This window comes from Brasilonema sp. UFV-L1 (assembly GCF_012912105.1).
Taxonomy (GTDB): Bacteria; Cyanobacteriota; Cyanobacteriia; order Cyanobacteriales; family Nostocaceae; genus Brasilonema.
The window spans coordinates 45,664-62,039 of sequence record NZ_QMEA01000023.1 but is presented as its reverse complement, the minus strand read 5'-3'; the positions used below and the strand labels follow the sequence as shown (position 1 = coordinate 62,039).

The following is a 16,376-nucleotide window of genomic DNA, read 5'->3' as shown; positions in this document are numbered from 1 at the left end:
ACCTCCTATTTTCTAATGACCGTAAGCAATACCACTAAGTGCTTCGTAGCACACTTACGCCACCTTGTGGTGTTCCTTCTGAGGATGGAAATAAATTCTGTCCTTCCATATAGCCTGCTTTTAGCCATGCTTTGATTTGTTTCTTAATTCTTTTAGGAATGTCCTCCAATTTTCCTAATAGATAGTTATGGTTAATTTTGTCAAAGCATTTTGATATGTCGGCATCAAGTACCCATTTGGGTTTTTTATTGATGCTTGTATATATTGCTTCAATGGCATCATGGCATTTTCTTCCTGGTCGAAACCCATAAGAATTTGGCTCAAAGACCGCTTCCCATTCTGGTTCTAAAGCCATTTTTACTAACTTTTGAATGGCTCTATCTTTGATTGTGGGAATGCTTAGAGGACGCTTCTCGTCCGTACCTGGTTTAGGAATATATATCCTTCTCAACGGTGCAGCTTTGTGGGAGATTTTAAGTTCTTCCACTAATTGAAGTCTACGATTAGGTGGGATGGCTTTAACTCCATCTATACCTGCTGTTTTTCTGCCTCTATTATCTTGAGTTACTTTTCTCACTGCAAGTGATTTTGCGGCAAAGCTATTAACCAAAAGTTTCTGAAGCTGTTTTACCAGTTTGACATTTCCCTTTTGCTTGGCTCGAAATATTCTCTTTTGTAGCTTCCAGACAGTTTTTTCTAGCTTGCGCCATTCTAAATCCGTCCAGTTCGTATACTTGGTTTTATCCTTGTTCATCGTTTTATATCTACTAATTGAAACTATTTCTTTCAAGTAGCAGGGTTTCTGTCAGCGTATCCGAGTCATTACAACTTGGCTTTTGCTTCTGAAACCATCCTGTCTTCTGTAAGGCTTGCGCTGGTTACTACTTAAGAATCGACCTTCTTAAAAGCCATTACAGAGATTACCTCGTTCCATCTCATCATTTCGTATCACTTTTAGTGTCCTTGACTCTCCCGACTCCTACTTGTTGAATGACCTAATTAGCGGCATTGGAATCTAATTAGCTTCAGAGTTATAATACCTTTCAGCCTTATTTGGTATTTCCTTTCCTAACGAGAGTTTGACAAGGTTCGTGTAACCTACACATGAGTGATTTTGCTAGGGGTGTCACTGATTTTAGGCTATCTGCTTATCCCCATTTCTTGGAGCTTTTAGGCATTTGAGAACCAGTCGCTTACCTATCCAAGATGCTTTCAAACGGTCATTACATCGGTAGGAATTGAACCTACATGATTGAGATAGTTCTCTAGAGTTGCCTCTAGGCTAGCTATTTCAAGGCTTTTAGCCTTTCCCAGAGCTAGAACGGGTCGCACCCAGCCAAGGAAGTCAAAACCATCTGTCGTAGCGGTTATCTTTGTTTTCTTCTCACTTATCTTCATCCCTCTTTCTGCTAGAAAGTGACTGATTTTTTCTAGTATCTTTTCGGCATTGTCTTGGGGTTTTAAGATTATCACCATATCATCGGCATACCGTACTGAATGATGAATTTCTTCTATTCCGTTTAGTGCAATGTTGGCTAAAAGCGGGCTTACCACACCACCTTGAGGAGTTCCTTGTTCTGGGAATTCTGGATTTATTCCTGCTTTTAAACAGCGGAATATTCCATCCTTAATGCCTTTGGGGGCTGTCAAGTTATTCATTATTGTGGTGTGAGAAATCCTGTCGTTCGCGCAGCGTGTCCCCTTGGGACTCAGCACTTTTCAATATCGAGTTCTATGACTCGCTTATTGATTCCATTTGCGTTGGAATTTAGGTTGGCGAACAACAACTTTTGTGCATCATGTGCAGCCCTTCCTGGTCTAAACCCGTAACTCCTTTCATGGAATAGTGCAACGCGAGTCTGGTTCTATTGCGAATTTTGCAAGGCATTGCCAGGCTCTATCCGCAATGGTTGGGATTTTAAGCGTCCGTTTGCTTCCATCTTTTTTAGGGATGAACACGCTGCGTAACTTCTGGTGTTTCCAATTGTTACTGGACACTTTCAGCAGTTCCTCTAGTTCAAAGCGTTCCTTAAAAGTAAGGGACTTTTTACCATCGATTCCTGCTGTTTTCTTTCCAGCGTTTAGCTGTGATACTTGACGAATCGCCAGTAATCTAGCCGCAGTGGATTTCAGAATAAGCCGTTGAAGAGACATAGCCTTACGCTTGTTTCCTGCTTGAACTGCTTTAAACACTCTTTTTTGTAGGCGGAATAAATCACGGCGGAATTTCTTCCACGGTAGTGACTTCCACGATTCACTATAGTTCTCTATGTGTTAGAGTCGATGTCCACATTGCTGCAGCGCACCTCTCCTTCAGAACCGGACGTGCGACTTTCACCGCATCCGGCTCCTAGCAACCTGTGGGTAACTGGGCACAAGACCCAAAAATCCCATTCACAAACCATTTTCAGGAATTGACCTCCACCGTACCACCGTCTTGAGTTTCCGAACATTTGGAGCTTTGTATTCTCCTTTAGGCTGGACAGTTACAACTTCAGTTCGTATGACTTGTTCGCCTAGTAGGCGTCTTCCTTAGATTCGGTCTATGTTTCATCTAATCCAATTCTTGCCGTTCATCAGGGCGCGTGTGTGCTTGCCCGTCCGCGTCAATACGTTCTGCTATCAATCGAGCGTGATATCATCGAATTACGCAACTCGATTGCAGTCCGTTCGTCTACGCATGGTCTAGTCCATTCTTAGACTTCTCGGTTGCCGGGGGTTGGGCTTTTACCTAGAAAAACTGCGGTGCCTCCGGAAAAATCGCCCTGTTAAGCGCTTCACTCTATAGATAACGAGTCTATTTGGTGTGGGCAGATAAGGAGTCAAGCATGAACCTTGCTGGTAGGACTTTCACCTACATCCTTCTGAGAGTTCAACTCCGTGGAGTTTGTGAGATTATTTACGGATTTAGAGGCATCCATCCAATACCTAAGACACTTATTCCTGACAAATTGAGTCGTTTTGATAGCCTCCTCAATTGCTAAGTATTGTATCTTGTTTCCTTTAGCTTTATACTCTAGAACTAGCACGCTTGACTCACCTCCTTAGGCTGTTTAAACTAAAAAAAGTTTACTTATATGTTCTAAAAATGTCAACAGGAAGAGGCAAGAAAAGAATAAAAAATGTGCCAGTATTATATGAAGAGACCAAAAAGCAACGCGGTGTTATGTTAACAAACACTGCATGGTCTAATGCCGTTATTAAAGCTAGAGAAAAAGGGATAAGTGTTAGTGAATATTTAGAAAGATTGATTAGAGCAGACTGCACCTAAAGGTGCATCGCATTCATCCCACCCCTAAAAGGGGATGGGCTTTCTGCTTTCAACACTGTAAATCCTGTATGCTATTTATCAACACACTTTGTCACACAAGTTGAAAAATGCTGCTTAGCATTTTGCTTTATCCCCTAGAGCATCGTACAGTAATTCCAAAACCCGGTTTCTATTTGTTGGAAAGACCAAGTTTTCGTAATCTCAACTCAAACAAACCGGGTTTTTGGCGTTGCTGATTTGAAGTATGAATCCAAGTGTAGAGACGTACCATGGTACGTCTCTACAAGGGTTTGGAATCACACAACATCTTTTTCATACATGGATTCAGCAACGCCGGGTTTTTTACCCAAATACGTGACTAATGTACCGGCGCTCTAGAATTTTCTAGCACTATTAACAAACTTTTCAACATCAAATAAGATGAAGTCGCCCCTGGATCTTGATGTCCTACACTACGTTCTCCCAAATAACTAGCCCGCCCTTTTTTAGCAATCATTGGCGTTGTATCTTTCACCCCCTGTTCTGCTGCAGCAACACTTTGTTGCATTGCTTCTAGTGTGCTTTTTCCATCACTTACAGCTTGTTGAAAAGCCATGACTGCGGGAGAAAGGACATCTATCATTGTCTTGTCGCCTTGAGTTGCTTTACCACGCCCAAGAACACCATCTAATCCTGCTTTGAGCATTTCAAGCATATTCTCGGCGGTGAGTTCTTCCTTTCCAGCGACAGTTGTACTTGCTCGTAGAAATAAAGTCCCATAAAGAGGACCACTCGCACCACCAACTGAAGAAATCAGGGTCATGCTTACTGTTTTCAATATACTACCGATGTCTTTATCGGCAACAGTTGATAACTGAGCGATCGCCTTTTTGAAACCACGTTCCATATTGATCCCGTGGTCAGCATCTCCAATCGCCGCATCTAATTGTGTTAAATAATCTTTATTCTGCTCTATCTGGGCTGCAAATGTTTGCAACCATTGCAAAATCTGCTCTTTTGTCACCATATCTCACACTCCCCACAGCAGACTTGGTGTTTTCACAGGTGCATCCCATAACCGGATCAGCTCATCATCCAACTTTAACAGTGTTATCGAGCAACCTTGCATATCCAAAGAAGTAACATAAGGACCAATAAGGTTTCGCACTATTTGCAGTCCCTTCTTTTCGCAGATTTCAGCTAATTTCCGGTAAACAATGTAAAGTTCAGAAATAGGAGTACCCCCCATACTGTTAACAAAAGCTAAGACTTTATCACCTTGCTGAAAAACCGGATTCGTCAATTCTACATCCACCCATTCGCCTTTTTCTTCATCCCACTCGCGCATTGTCCGGGTGTAAGGTGAATCCTCAATAATTGATAGCGCCAATATTTCAGTGATCTCATCAGCTGATTTCAGGTTCATGCGTTCCCGTCCTGGTTCACCGTGGATACCAATACCCATTTCTATTTCCTGGCTTCCCAATTCAAATGTAGGCGTTCCTCTGGCGGGTACCGTACAGGAAGTCAGCGCTATCCCCATACTCCGACCATTTCTATTGACAAAACGACACAAATCTGCTGTTTTCTGTAAATTATACCCTTGCTGTGCCGCAGCACCACAAATTTTCTCTGCTAGCACTGTCGTACCTACACCACGACGTCCCTGAGTATAGAGGCTGTCTTTCACCGCCACATCGTCATCAATCAATATACTTAATACCTGGATACCTTCACTACGGGCTAATTCCGTTGCCATTTCAAAATTCATCACATCGCCACTATAATTCTTAACGATATAAAGGATACCAGCACCACCATCGACTTTCTTTGCAGCTGACAACATTTGGTCAGGTGTAGGAGAAGTAAAAACCTCTCCCGGACAAGCAGCATCCAACATTCCCATCCCTACAAACCCAGCGTGCATTGGTTCGTGACCGCTACCACCACCTGAAACAATTGCGACTTTACCTTGTATAGGTACATCGGCTCGATAAACAAAAGCAGGTTCATAATTTACTTTAATAAAATTGGGATGAGCCGCAGCCATACCCTTCAGAATTTCATGTATAAAGTCTTCCGGTTTATTAATAAGCTTTTTCATAGTCTTGTCGCTCCTCATTCAGAAGTTTCTAAAATCAAGAATAAAGCACCGTTGCTGCTTCGTCTTTTCTGAGGGATTTGTAAAGTTACGTAAAAGTCAAGGAATTTTGTTAATAAATGTTGCAGATAGTTGATCCCCTTGCTAGCGTATGCAAAGAAAGTTGGTTCTGGTAGACACTTAGTATCAAAAAGAGGTGCCATCCATGCTACGCGTCAATGTTGGCTTTTCACTGATTCACTGATTCTAGTATTGTCCAAAAGATATTTCTCTGCTTTATACCCATTTTCCCGCAAGATAGCTAAGAAATATCTTTGTTGCTCGTTTGACTACACTAAGGACAACTTAAGACGGTTGCTTAATTCGCTTGACTCCTACGTATTGCCAGTCCAACTCAAGGTTTACTGAAATCTGACTAAAGACATATCCAAAGTTTTTCTCCAAAAATGCGGTAAGACAAGCAAGTTTTCTCAGAAATTTCTTACTGCCAAGGGTTTAATTCAACTTATACCCCAATCACAAGTCTCTTTCGTCTCACTCCACGCTGAGGATGTCATAGGTTGCACAATCTTTCTACTCGGCACTGGCGTGTCAGCACAGTGAGACTTCAAATCTGGAGGTTTTAGCGATGAATATTCAAGGAAAGACGGCTCTTGTTACTGGAGCCTCACGTGGTATTGGGCGGGCGATCGCCATCGAATTAGCAAGGCAAGGAATCAAACGCTTATTGTTGGTAGCACGGGACAGTGCTTGGTTAGCCCAAGTCGCTCATGAAATAGAGATGCTTGGTGTGGAAGCTGTCACCCTGCCTTTGGATTTGTCGCAAGTGGTAGAAGTCAATATTGCGATCGCCCAAGCTTGGCGAGATCACGGGCCAATTGATCTACTTGTGAACTGTGCTGGAGTTGCACACCAAACACCCTTCTTAAAGTCTCGACTGCCAAATGTACAGGTAGAGATAAACGTTAATTTAATCGGAATGTACACCATGACTCGTTTAGTTGCCCGACGCATGGTGACACAAGGCTCAGGAACAATCGTTAACGTTTCTAGCTTAATGGGTAAAGTCGCTGCACCAACAATGGCAACTTATTCAGCCACTAAGTTTGCAATTGTGGGCTTCACTCAAGCCTTGCGCGGCGAACTCGCCGCACACAACATCCGAGTCATAGCTTTGTTACCATCCCTGACCGACACTGATATGGTGCGAGATTTACAGTGGTTTCGGTGGGTGGTACCGATGACTCCCCAGAAAGTGGCTCAGGCACTTATTGCTGGACTACAAAGAGATTCACCTGAAATCTTAGTAGGATGGCAAAGTCATTTAGCCGTGTGGTGTAACCGCATTGCTCCTTGGTTGTTGGAAAAAGTTTTACTAATGGCGGCTCCGCAAGAGAGACAACCGCGTTATCAAAGATTCAGAGACGCCAGAACAGCTTCACGTTGAGGCTTTTTTAGAGCTTCTTATTCCGTTGGTTATACAGTCGGAATCCCTCCCCGGCTTTTGTTGTTTCCATGCTCCGCTTGGGAATGAGTTAAAAGAGGCTCTGCCTCAAGTTATACATTTCCACTACCCTGCTCCAAACTTCGGGCAGGGGTTTTTTGAAGCTTGCTAATTATGTTAATTGATTAACTTTGATTCCTTAAGAAATAGCCTTTCAATTAGAATTTTTTTTATAAGATAAACAACCATTTTAAATTTATGAAATATAATTGGCGATCGCGCCCTGCGCGGCTCCCAAGGGGAGGATCGCGTAGCGGCTGCTTTGCAGTATTGCCCCTGTCAAGCGGCTCTTTTGGAGCATCGTGTAGCGTAGGCAAAGTGCATTTGCTCTTCTTACTCACTTTACCCCTGTGCATCATAGGGAGTTTCACTTTTATAAATACAGTCACAGCGCAACAAGTGACTTCTGATGGAACTGTTTCTACCACAGTTACTACTCCTGATGGCAAAAATTTCAACATTGATGACGGAACCAGAAGGGGAGGAAACCTTTTTCACAGCTTCAAAGAATTTTCTGTTCCCAATGGTGGTTCGGCTAATTTTAATAATGCAACTGATGTGCAAAACATCATCGGTCGAGTGACAGGTGGTTCTGTTTCTGATATTAACGGTTTGATTCAAGCGCAGGGCAAGGCAAACTTATTTTTACTCAATCCAGCAGGGATTATGTTTGGACCAAATGCACGTTTGCAAATTGGTGGTTCATTTTTGGGGAGTACGGCGAATAGTTTCGTGTTTGACAATGGATTTGAGTTTAGTGCTACAAATCCGCAAGCACCACCGTTGTTAACTATCAATATTCCGATTGGGTTGAGATATCGGGACAATCCTGGAAACATTACCAATCAGTCTGCCGCTCTTAAGGTAGATCCGAATAAAACCTTAGCACTTGTGGGTGGCAATGTGCAGCTTGATGGAGCACGTTTACTGACTCCAGAGAGTCGTGTCGAGTTGGGAGGAGTGTCAGGCGCAGGGACAGTAGGACTAGAAGTTAATAACAATGCCTTACGTTTGAGTTTTGCAGATAACGCAGTACGAGCTGATGTATCTCTAACCAAAGGGGCGGAAGTGAATGTACGCGGTGGAAGTGGCGGTAGTATTGCTGTCAATGCCCAAAATTTCAAGATGACGCAAGTAAGTAAACTGCGAGCTGGGATAGCATCAGGGCAAGGTTCACCTGACAGCAAGGCGGGAGATATTGACATTGATGCGACAGGAGCAATCACTCTTTCTGATGGGAGCTTTATTGCGAATGCGGTGCTCGGTGTAGGTAAGGGAGGTGACACTAACATTAAGACGGGATCGCTTTTCTTGACAGATGGTGGTCAAGTAAGTACTTCTAGCGCTGGGAAGGGAAATGCAGGTAACGTGACGATTCAAGCTAGGGATGAAGTCTCTGCTAATGGTGTGGGTAATGGATTTTCCAGTGGTGTATTTAACTCAGTGAATCCTGGAGCGGTGGGCAACAGTGGTGCTATTAATATCACGGCTGGTTCTCTCTCTTTAACTGGCGGCGCTCAAATCAATGCCAGTACTTCTGGACAGGGAAATAGTGGTGAAGTGAATATTGATGTGCGTGATGCTGTCAACATGGCTGGAGAAAAAAATGGGTTCTTTCCTGAAATTGTCACCGCAGTCTTTCAGGGAGGCAAAGGAAATGGTGGCAACATTAGTATTAAAGCTCGCTCTCTTTCCCTCACAGATTACGCTGTAATAGATCCTATGGTTTATGGAGAAGGAAATGCTGGCAGCGCGTTTATCGAGACTAAGGACTTTGTCTCTCTCTCCAATACGGGACGCATCTACAGCAGTGTAAGTTTTCCGCCAGCTAAAGGTAATGGTGGCGACATCAACATCAAAACTGGAACACTTTCCCTCACTGATGGTTCTTTCTTGAGTGTTAACACGTTTAGCGAGGGAAATACTGGTAGAGTGTTTGTCGAAGCTAGGGACGCCGTCTATATCTCTAATGCCAGTATTGAGAGCAATGTAGGCAACTATAATGACTCTGGCAATACGAATGTCAGAATTGATAGTAATGTAGGCAATGTATACAAAGCAGTAGGTGATAGTCGTGATATCGATATCACGACTGGATCACTTGTTTTGACTAATGGTGGTCAGCTAACTGCTAACACCTATGGACAAGGAAATGCAGGTAATGTAAGAATTACTGCCAAAGATATTGTTTTTGATGGGCAGGATAGTCAGGGAAATCGCAGTGGTGTGTACAGCACACTACAACCTGGAGGTATAGGTGATAGTGGTAACATCAAGATTACCAGCAGGTCACTTTCTATCACCAATGGCGCTAGACTATCTGCTAGCAGTGAAGGAAATGGCACAGCAGGCAACCTAGAAGTTTCAGCAGACTCTATCCGTTTAAATAACCAAGCAGCCATCAGCGCCGACACCACAGCGGGGCTGGGTAATATTAACTTGCGTTCTGGAGATTTGGTATTGCGTCGCGGCAGCAATATTACCACCGATGCTACTGGCACAGCTACTGGCGGCAATATTACTATTGACACTAATGTCTTAGCCGCCTTGGAAAATAGCGATATCCGTGCCAATGCTCAAGGCGGTAGTGGCGGAAAAATTACAATTAAAACTCAAGGTTTGTTTGGATTAGTGCTACGTACTCAGACAGATATGCAAAGGTTACGTCCTGATGATTTAGATCCCAATCAATTACCAACAAGCGATATTACTGCTATTTCCCAAAACAATCCAGACTTGAGTGGTACTGTCAACATTAATATCCCAGATGTTGACCCCACCCGTGGGTTATTTGAATTATCAGAAACTGTCATTGACCCTGCACAGCAAATTGCTCAAAATCCTTGTCTACGAGGAGGTGGCGAATTTATCATTACTGGACGTGGCGGATTTCCAACTGATCCAAATAAAGTCCTTAGTGGTGACAATGTGCGTGTTGATTTAGTCAAGCCTGTCGCCAGTAAAGTGAGTTCAACAAGTACAACACAAAAGCAATCATCTACCAGTGCAACTGCCAAAGAGATAGTACCGGCTCAAGGATGGATATTCAATGAAAAAGGTGAGGTCGTGCTGGTAGCTTATGATCCCACCAAGACTGGTATACAACGGGAGCAGCCAACACCTGCAAGTAGTTGTGCTGCACTGAGATAATAATGAACGCGAATCCAATGTAGGATGAGGACTCTACCTACTTTCCTCGTTCCTTGGCTCTGCCAAGGAATGCATAACTTGAGACTCCGCTTCAATATAATAATTGGGAGGTGGAGCCTTCTTTCAGGCATTCCCATGCAGCTTAAGGGGCAAAGTCTAAATCAAGGCTCTTTAGTTGACTGTACTTGACTTGTAGCGTGCAGTTTTATAAAACTATCAAAAGCATACCAAGCCAACACATACCAAGGAATAATTTCTAACTGCAACCCTCTAGTCACTAACTGCCGAATAGAAAACATACCCAGTCCTAAAGGAAAAAGAAAGCGCAAATCAACAGCATTATTTGTTGCTTGTCTAACTCGCTTATTCAAGTCAACAACTGCATTTGATACTTCTGCTGCTGCTTCGGATTTTCCTAGTGTAATATCACCAAAAATAATTCCTAAATCACGCAACGTCGCTAAAACATCCTTCAGACTATCCTTACCATCGTGATTGATGACAATACTGCCATTTTGAACATTAGTCCGTACCTGATTAATATTAGGATGTGCTTGTAGCGCATTGGCAATTTTTTCCATCTGCTCAGATTGACGATGGGAATGTGCAACTCTCAAACGCAGCCTTCCTGGGGTAGAACTGACAACCCGTGTAGATATAGGTTGAAAAGCTTTTTTTATAGATTTTTCATCAAGAATTTGTGGCATTTTAGTGAGATTAATATAACCATTTTTTGACACTTAACTACCCTCCTAATTAAGAAATTCGTAATTCACAATTGAGCAGAAAAATGATTACGAATTACAAATTTCCTTGAGTGTTCCCTGGCTCAGCCAAGGAACACCAAATGAATCAAAAGTTATGCACCGTTATCGGACACATTGTCCATAGAGGTACTAGCAACATCAACTGCTGGTAGCTGTCTTCCTTCGGCAAGTTCTGCTCTTGCTTCAGCTACCATGTCTTCCCAACTTTCACCAAATTCTGCAACAGCTCCCTTGCTTTTTTCAAAAAGAACAAGTCCGCCTTTGATGATTGACTTGGCAATAGGTTTACCAATACCTGCGACAACTGGAATCACGACAGGTGCTAGAAGTACTGCTCCAATACCGGCTATAATGCCAGGTGCGCCAGCGTCTTCAACAAAATCAGTAATTTTGGGTGCCATGATTATTTTCCTCCTGTGATCTGAAAAATTTTACAAAGTTTTTAAGTGTACTGCCGTTAAGACAGCCATCTCATCTTGCTGATGGTAGAGTTTTTTGCTTGCGGCTTTTGAACATTGGGCGCAAACCATTCACTCCCGCCACAACTGTCGAGCCATTGTTAACCATCGTTGCTGCTAGAGGGTTAAGACCAAACAAAACTGCCGTCACTAATGCTGCTATGTTAGGAACAGCAATCAGACCTGTATTTTGGTGAATCAATTGCCTAGCATTACGGGCAATTTCAAGAGCCTCCAACAAACCATGCAAGTCATTCTGCATGAGTACTACGTCTGCTGTTTCGCGAGCGATGTCAGAACCGTTGGCGAAGGAAACAGAAACATCAGCGTAAGCTAAAGCTGGCGAGTCGTTGATTCCATCTCCAACAAAGGCAACTGTCTTACCTTGTTCGTGCAGTTGACGAACAACAGTTGCTTTTTGCTCAGGAAAAGCTTCTGCATGGGTATTGCTTGGAGGAATTCCAAGTTGAGCAGCCACAGCGCTTGCAGTTCGTTTGTTATCCCCAGTCAGCATGTGAACTTCCACACCTTCGACTGTTAAAAGCGCTGTGATAACTTCTTGGCTTTCTGGACGAGGTATATCACTATATTCTATTATACCTTGAAGTTGACCATTGCTAGCAACATAAATTGCCGAAGTTGCCTGCTTTTGATACCCATTGAGATTCATCTCAACGCCTTCTTGACGCAGATAGCGTTCACTACCCACATAAACAGTTTCCCCATCAATCTCTGCGCGCACACCCAAGCCAAGTTGATAGTCCCACTTACTACGAGAAGGCGCTTCTACTCCTTGTTCTTGAGCATAGCGTACGATCGCCTCTGCTACTGGGTGAGTCAGACGTTGCTCAGCAGCCGCTGCGAGTTCTAGCACTCGTGTGATTGATGTTGCTTCATTCAGACTTGCGACACCAACAACTGCCACTTCACCTTTGGTCAGTGTGCCTGTCTTATCAAACACGATGGTGTCAACTTCTGCAAGCTTTTCTAGCGCTCGTCCGCTACGGATCAGAACACCACGCCGCGCTGCATAAGTTAACGCTGCTAAAACTGTTGTCGGAACTGATACACGAATACCGGTAGCAAAGTCTAGAGTCAAGACGCTGGCTGCTCTTGCTGGATTACGAGTTACGGCAAATACTGCTCCGCCAAGTAGCAATGTTGGCACGACTGCTTTTTGAGCCATTTTCAAGGCATGGTTTTCCAGTCGGGTATCGTGGACGGGAGCTTCTTGCATTAACCGAATGCTCTGTCCAGCGCAAGTATCATTACCCACCCGTTCTGCCGAAATATAAATTCGTCCCTCACGCATGAGAGTTGAAGCATAAACGGTTTGTCCCTTTTTCTTTAAAACTGGCATAGATTCACCAGTCAATTTCTGCTCATCTAGGAGTGCTTGACCCCGCACGATGGTACCGTCAACTGGGACTTGTTCACCGGGGTAAACAATAACTGTATCGCCTGGTTGTACGTCTTGGATAGGAATTTCCACTTTTTCGCCATCACGTTCCACCCAGACAAACTGTCCGAGAGAACTTAACAAATCCAAAGTTTGCTGAGCTGAAGAACGAGCTGTGCGATCGCGTATATTCTCACCTATTTCAATTAAACTCAACATCAGCGCAGGCGTGAGAAACTGACCCTGGACTGTGGTAATGGCAATAGCCATAAAATCTAGAAAGTCAATATTCAGTTTTCGCTCATCCCAAATCCCCTCCCAAGCTCGTTTGACAACAGGTAATGTCGCAAGGGCTATGCTTCCTGCAACCATGATAGGCGGAATAGACAATCCGAAAGGTCCACCCAATACAGCTAAAGCCGTAGCTAAAACCGAAAATTGCATTCCTGGCCAAGATTTTTCTTCTGCATTTGATGCAGGTTGTGGCTTGGGGGGTTTGAGAACGATGACGTCACTAGCTGCTTGAATTAAATAACCCAGGTGCAAACGTATTTTAGTCTCTGAAACTTTGCTGGATTTATAAGTCACCGTGAGTGACGCCGCTGCACGTTTGATCCGTACACTTGTTACAAGGGCGTCAGCTTCTAACAAGACTTGAAGACGCTGTGCATAATCTGCATCACGACGCAAGCGAGGTACTCGCAACCTAACTCTTCCTGGAAGCGTATGCACAAGATTGTATGGAACTTTGGCAGATTGGCTCTGTGAGTGTCCATTTGAGTGTCCATTGCTCTCAATAACAGACATCCCATTTTTTGCTGCTACAGCTACTTGGGATACATGGCTTCCGGAAGATGGTAGTTGCACACTAAGTTTTGGCATTTCTTATCTCTCATACAAGATTGGTTCAATTTGGAATTTTTGAAAGTCTGCTCAGCAAGACCCAGATAGAGTGCATAAGGCAGCTCAAAGACAACAGCCTTCAAGCATGGGACTTGAATTCAAAACTCAAAGTTATAAACTCAAAAATTTTGAATGTGTTAGTAGCGTGCCGTAGGCAGCGAATGCGTGAATGCGTGAATTTGAAGTGCTCTACTCCCAAAACAGAGCTTGTTTATTTTCTAGTTAACTGATAGAAACTACAGCATCACTAGCAGCAGACTGAATCAGACTGGATAAATACGATGTGACTTGTTCGAGAAGGCTCAAAGAACGCTTTTTGGAATTGGGTATTGTTCCAGAGTTGTAGGTAATGACAATTGAGGCTGCATTCGTATTAATGCGATCGCCACTGACTAAAGGATCTGCTTTCAGCAACGCTTTTAACCTTTGGACGTATTTTGAGTCTTTGGCTATTCGAGGTATACGAAAACGTATTCGTCCTGGAATTGCATGAGCAATGCTGTATGCTACTTTTGCTGGTTGCTTTGCTCTTGGCGAAATTTTTTGTGGAGAATGATTGGACTGGTTTTGTGGAGTCGGGATTTTGCACGCCTCCTCGAATTTAGGTTCAGGAGATACTCCCTCGCTGACGAGTTTGGGAGCACAACAAATGCCTGTCCATTCTAATTTAGAGTCTAACGATGTTTTGATCCCAACTAATTCGGGCTCAAACAAGACATTTGCCTCTACAGGTTGTTCACCATTCTCTTTTTCTTGTGCAACACTTGGACGAGTGGCTGTTTGGGATACAGAGGATGAACTGACTACGTTTTCAGGTTCTGGTATTGTCACTTCATTGCTCGCAGATTGAATCAGACAAGCTAAATACAGACGCATTTCACTATCTGACATGATCCCAGGTTTGTAGTCTATGACAACAGATCCTGCAATTTCATTGATTTGCTGAGTGATAACTTGAGGATCACAAGCAAGCAAAGTCAGCAAGCGCTGCACATATGTGGGATCTATCGATATCTGAGGCACACAGAACCCTACTCTGCCAGAAGTTGCATAAGTTATGCTGTAAACGACTGTAGAGTGTGGCTTTGCGATTGAATGACTATTCTGTTGTTCTACAACCTGAGATTTTCCGTTTGAGTCGAGTGCCAATTGCATTGCCTTTTGGGGGGCTGCTTTTGTCACTTCGTTGCTAGCAGATTGAATCAGACGAGCTAAATACAGACGCATTTCACCATCTGACATGATCCCAGATTCGTAAGTAATGACAATAGAACCAGCGATGTCATTCACTTGCTGAGTGATAACCTTTGGTTCACTAGCCAGCAAAGTCAGCAAGCGCTGCGTATATGTGGGATCTATCGATATCTGAGGAATACAAAATCCCACGGTACCGCTCAGCGCATAGGTCATACTGTAAACGACTGCAGGGTGTGACTTTAGTGTTAGATGACTAGTCTGTTGTTCTACAACCTGAGATTTTTCGTTTGAGTCGAGTGCCAATTGCATTGTTAAACCAGCCATTTTCGTCCTCCAGTGTTCCTCAGTATGGAACTAGGTTTAATGGAAAATTCGCCATGAAGGATAGAGCCGCACCTAAAGCTGGAGACTTGAAATCAGACCACATACCAGCTGTTTCCAATGTAGTCGGTTGCTCTTTTTGCCTTGTTGATTCTACTGGTTTTACAAGTTGATGAACTGGCTGTGAAGGTGGTTGCTCTGTTGTTGTCGCTGTCTTTGTGAAGTTTGTTTGATCAACTGGCTCGCAAATTGATTGCTCTGTCGTCGTTGTTTTTATGGGCTTTATTTGCGGGATTGTTTCGTCTGCCAATTGCATCAAACCAACCCAATGAGAGACTGGAACCTCTGATTGATAGGTAATTGCAATGGATGCAGCATCGCAATTGACGCGTACGTTTGTCACTTGGGATTCTGTTTTGAGTAACCTTTCGAGTCGTCGCGCATAGGCGCGATCGCCTGCAACTCGAGGCACATTCAACCGGATACGTCCTGGAATGGCATGAACAACACTATAAGTAATTTTTGAAGTAATTTTTGCCGGCTGTGCTGCGGCTGCGACAGATGTATGCTCCACTTTTGATGATGAAAGTTGGTCAGTTGTATTATGTTTTGTAGAAGATTTCTGCTCGTTCTTTATTGGTTGGGAAGAGCGAGGCGCACTTGTTTGTGATTTTGGCTGTTGGAGTTCGTCAATTACCCGACGAGTGGCATTTGTTGTGATCAAGTAAACTGGAATCGATGCTAAACCGCTGATTCCCAGTCCTCCCGTGACTGCTAATCCCGTAAATAAGGGAATAAACGAAATGCCTTGCTCCTTCCAAAAATCAAGAGATTTCCAAGCGGCAAAAGGGTCTTTTTGACTCCCTGCTTGAGGCGAAGCTTGCAACTGGTATATGTTAAATTGCTGGAGTTGCTCCAACATTTGGGGCAAGGGCAGTTTTTTTGCATCAAAGTGAATAACTAAACTGCTTGTTTCCTGATTGACGGATGCTTCCTTTACCCCATTTTTTTTTCGTAATTTTTGAGAGATGGTTTCAAGTATCGAGTTATGACTACCGTCAGTAGCACGGATTCGGACGCGCCCTGCTGTTGCATGAACAACTTGCAATCCACCCACAGGCGGCTGCATGGGTGACTGTGCAACAGATTTTCTGGTAGTTTCACTTGATTCATCGCTTTGTTGCTGAGACGAAAATAAATCCACAGGCTGCTTTTCCCGAGGACTTAATCTCTCGCGACTACTGAGAGTTTTGGTCATTTACCCGATAACTGCGTCAAGCCAGATGGTTAACATTAGGTTAAGTGTATCTTAATTTTCCGGGTAAA

At 43.6% G+C, this 16,376-nt stretch carries 11 protein-coding genes and 2 pseudogenes; 3 read left to right on the top strand and 10 right to left on the bottom strand.

Features of this window, described 5'->3' with window-relative positions; genetic code table 11:
* Positions 1–34: 34 nt before the first annotated feature.
* The 3 genes and pseudogenes from DP117_RS10195 to DP117_RS36105 form a co-directional block, all read right to left on the bottom strand.
* Entirely contained in the window at positions 35–790 is a 756-nt protein-coding gene (locus DP117_RS10195; RefSeq protein WP_248277607.1) for a reverse transcriptase N-terminal domain-containing protein, read from the bottom strand.
* Between the two features lie 542 nt (positions 791–1,332).
* Positions 1,333–2,271: pseudogene (locus tag DP117_RS36110) on the bottom strand (reverse transcriptase domain-containing protein); the annotation flags it as partial.
* Positions 2,272–2,912: 641 nt separating this feature from the next.
* Positions 2,913–3,029 (bottom strand): annotated as a pseudogene (locus DP117_RS36105) (RNA-guided endonuclease TnpB family protein); the annotation flags it as partial.
* A 59-nt stretch (positions 3,030–3,088) separates the two neighbouring features.
* Between DP117_RS36105 and DP117_RS10180 the strand changes: the two are divergent.
* Positions 3,089–3,271, top strand: a complete 183-nt coding sequence (locus tag DP117_RS10180; RefSeq protein WP_169218200.1) for a hypothetical protein — start codon at positions 3,089–3,091, stop codon at positions 3,269–3,271.
* 358 nt (positions 3,272–3,629) lie between these two features.
* On the opposite strand, the gene dhaL is transcribed toward DP117_RS10180, so the two are convergent.
* Positions 3,630–4,277 (bottom strand): dihydroxyacetone kinase subunit DhaL, encoded by a 648-nt coding sequence (dhaL, locus tag DP117_RS10175; protein WP_169218199.1) that lies wholly within the window; start codon positions 4,275–4,277, stop codon positions 3,630–3,632.
* Positions 4,278–4,280: 3 nt separating this feature from the next.
* On the bottom strand, positions 4,281–5,354 hold the full coding sequence (gene dhaK, locus DP117_RS10170; protein WP_169218198.1) for a dihydroxyacetone kinase subunit DhaK: 1,074 nt from the start codon (positions 5,352–5,354) through the stop codon (positions 4,281–4,283).
* Positions 5,355–5,979: 625 nt separating this feature from the next.
* Here dhaK and DP117_RS10165 point away from each other — a divergent pair.
* Positions 5,980–6,798 carry an SDR family NAD(P)-dependent oxidoreductase gene (locus DP117_RS10165; RefSeq protein WP_169218197.1) on the top strand — a complete coding sequence of 273 codons (819 nt, stop codon included), beginning with the start codon at positions 5,980–5,982 and terminating at the stop codon, positions 6,796–6,798.
* Positions 6,799–7,254: 456 nt separating this feature from the next.
* The gene (locus DP117_RS10160; protein WP_348982995.1) at positions 7,255–10,005 is read left to right on the top strand and encodes a filamentous hemagglutinin N-terminal domain-containing protein; all 2,751 of its coding nucleotides are present in this window, start codon (positions 7,255–7,257) and stop codon (positions 10,003–10,005) included.
* A gap of 161 nt (positions 10,006–10,166) precedes the next feature.
* Here the strand turns inward: DP117_RS10160 and DP117_RS10155 are convergent, their stop codons facing one another.
* From DP117_RS10155 to DP117_RS10135, 5 genes are all read right to left on the bottom strand, one after another.
* On the bottom strand, positions 10,167–10,745 hold the full coding sequence (locus DP117_RS10155) for a heavy-metal-associated domain-containing protein (RefSeq protein ID WP_169218195.1): 579 nt from the start codon (positions 10,743–10,745) through the stop codon (positions 10,167–10,169).
* A 119-nt stretch (positions 10,746–10,864) separates the two neighbouring features.
* Positions 10,865–11,173: a DUF5132 domain-containing protein gene (locus tag DP117_RS10150; RefSeq protein ID WP_169218194.1), complete on the bottom strand. Its 309-nt coding sequence runs from the start codon at positions 11,171–11,173 to the stop codon at positions 10,865–10,867.
* A 70-nt stretch (positions 11,174–11,243) separates the two neighbouring features.
* The gene (locus DP117_RS10145) at positions 11,244–13,511 is read right to left on the bottom strand and encodes a heavy metal translocating P-type ATPase (protein WP_169218193.1); all 2,268 of its coding nucleotides are present in this window, start codon (positions 13,509–13,511) and stop codon (positions 11,244–11,246) included.
* A 243-nt stretch (positions 13,512–13,754) separates the two neighbouring features.
* Positions 13,755–15,053: an HMA2 domain-containing protein gene (locus DP117_RS10140; RefSeq protein WP_169218192.1), complete on the bottom strand. Its 1,299-nt coding sequence runs from the start codon at positions 15,051–15,053 to the stop codon at positions 13,755–13,757.
* 19 nt (positions 15,054–15,072) lie between these two features.
* Complete coding sequence (locus DP117_RS10135) at positions 15,073–16,308, bottom strand: HMA2 domain-containing protein (RefSeq protein ID WP_169218191.1); 1,236 nt, start codon at positions 16,306–16,308, stop codon at positions 15,073–15,075.
* Positions 16,309–16,376 lie beyond the last annotated feature (68 nt).

Coding starts and splice junctions, on each gene's coding strand:
- dhaK (WP_169218198.1), bottom strand. CDS start 5,354: ATGAAAAAGCTTATTAATAAACCGGAAGACTTTATACATGAAATTCTG.
- DP117_RS10140 (WP_169218192.1), bottom strand. CDS start 15,053: ATGGCTGGTTTAACAATGCAATTGGCACTCGACTCAAACGAAAAATCT.
- DP117_RS10165 (WP_169218197.1), top strand. CDS start 5,980: ATGAATATTCAAGGAAAGACGGCTCTTGTTACTGGAGCCTCACGTGGT.
- DP117_RS10150 (WP_169218194.1), bottom strand. CDS start 11,173: ATGGCACCCAAAATTACTGATTTTGTTGAAGACGCTGGCGCACCTGGC.
- DP117_RS10145 (WP_169218193.1), bottom strand. CDS start 13,511: ATGCCAAAACTTAGTGTGCAACTACCATCTTCCGGAAGCCATGTATCC.
- DP117_RS10180 (WP_169218200.1), top strand. CDS start 3,089: ATGTCAACAGGAAGAGGCAAGAAAAGAATAAAAAATGTGCCAGTATTA.
- DP117_RS10135 (WP_169218191.1), bottom strand. CDS start 16,308: ATGACCAAAACTCTCAGTAGTCGCGAGAGATTAAGTCCTCGGGAAAAG.
- dhaL (WP_169218199.1), bottom strand. CDS start 4,277: ATGGTGACAAAAGAGCAGATTTTGCAATGGTTGCAAACATTTGCAGCC.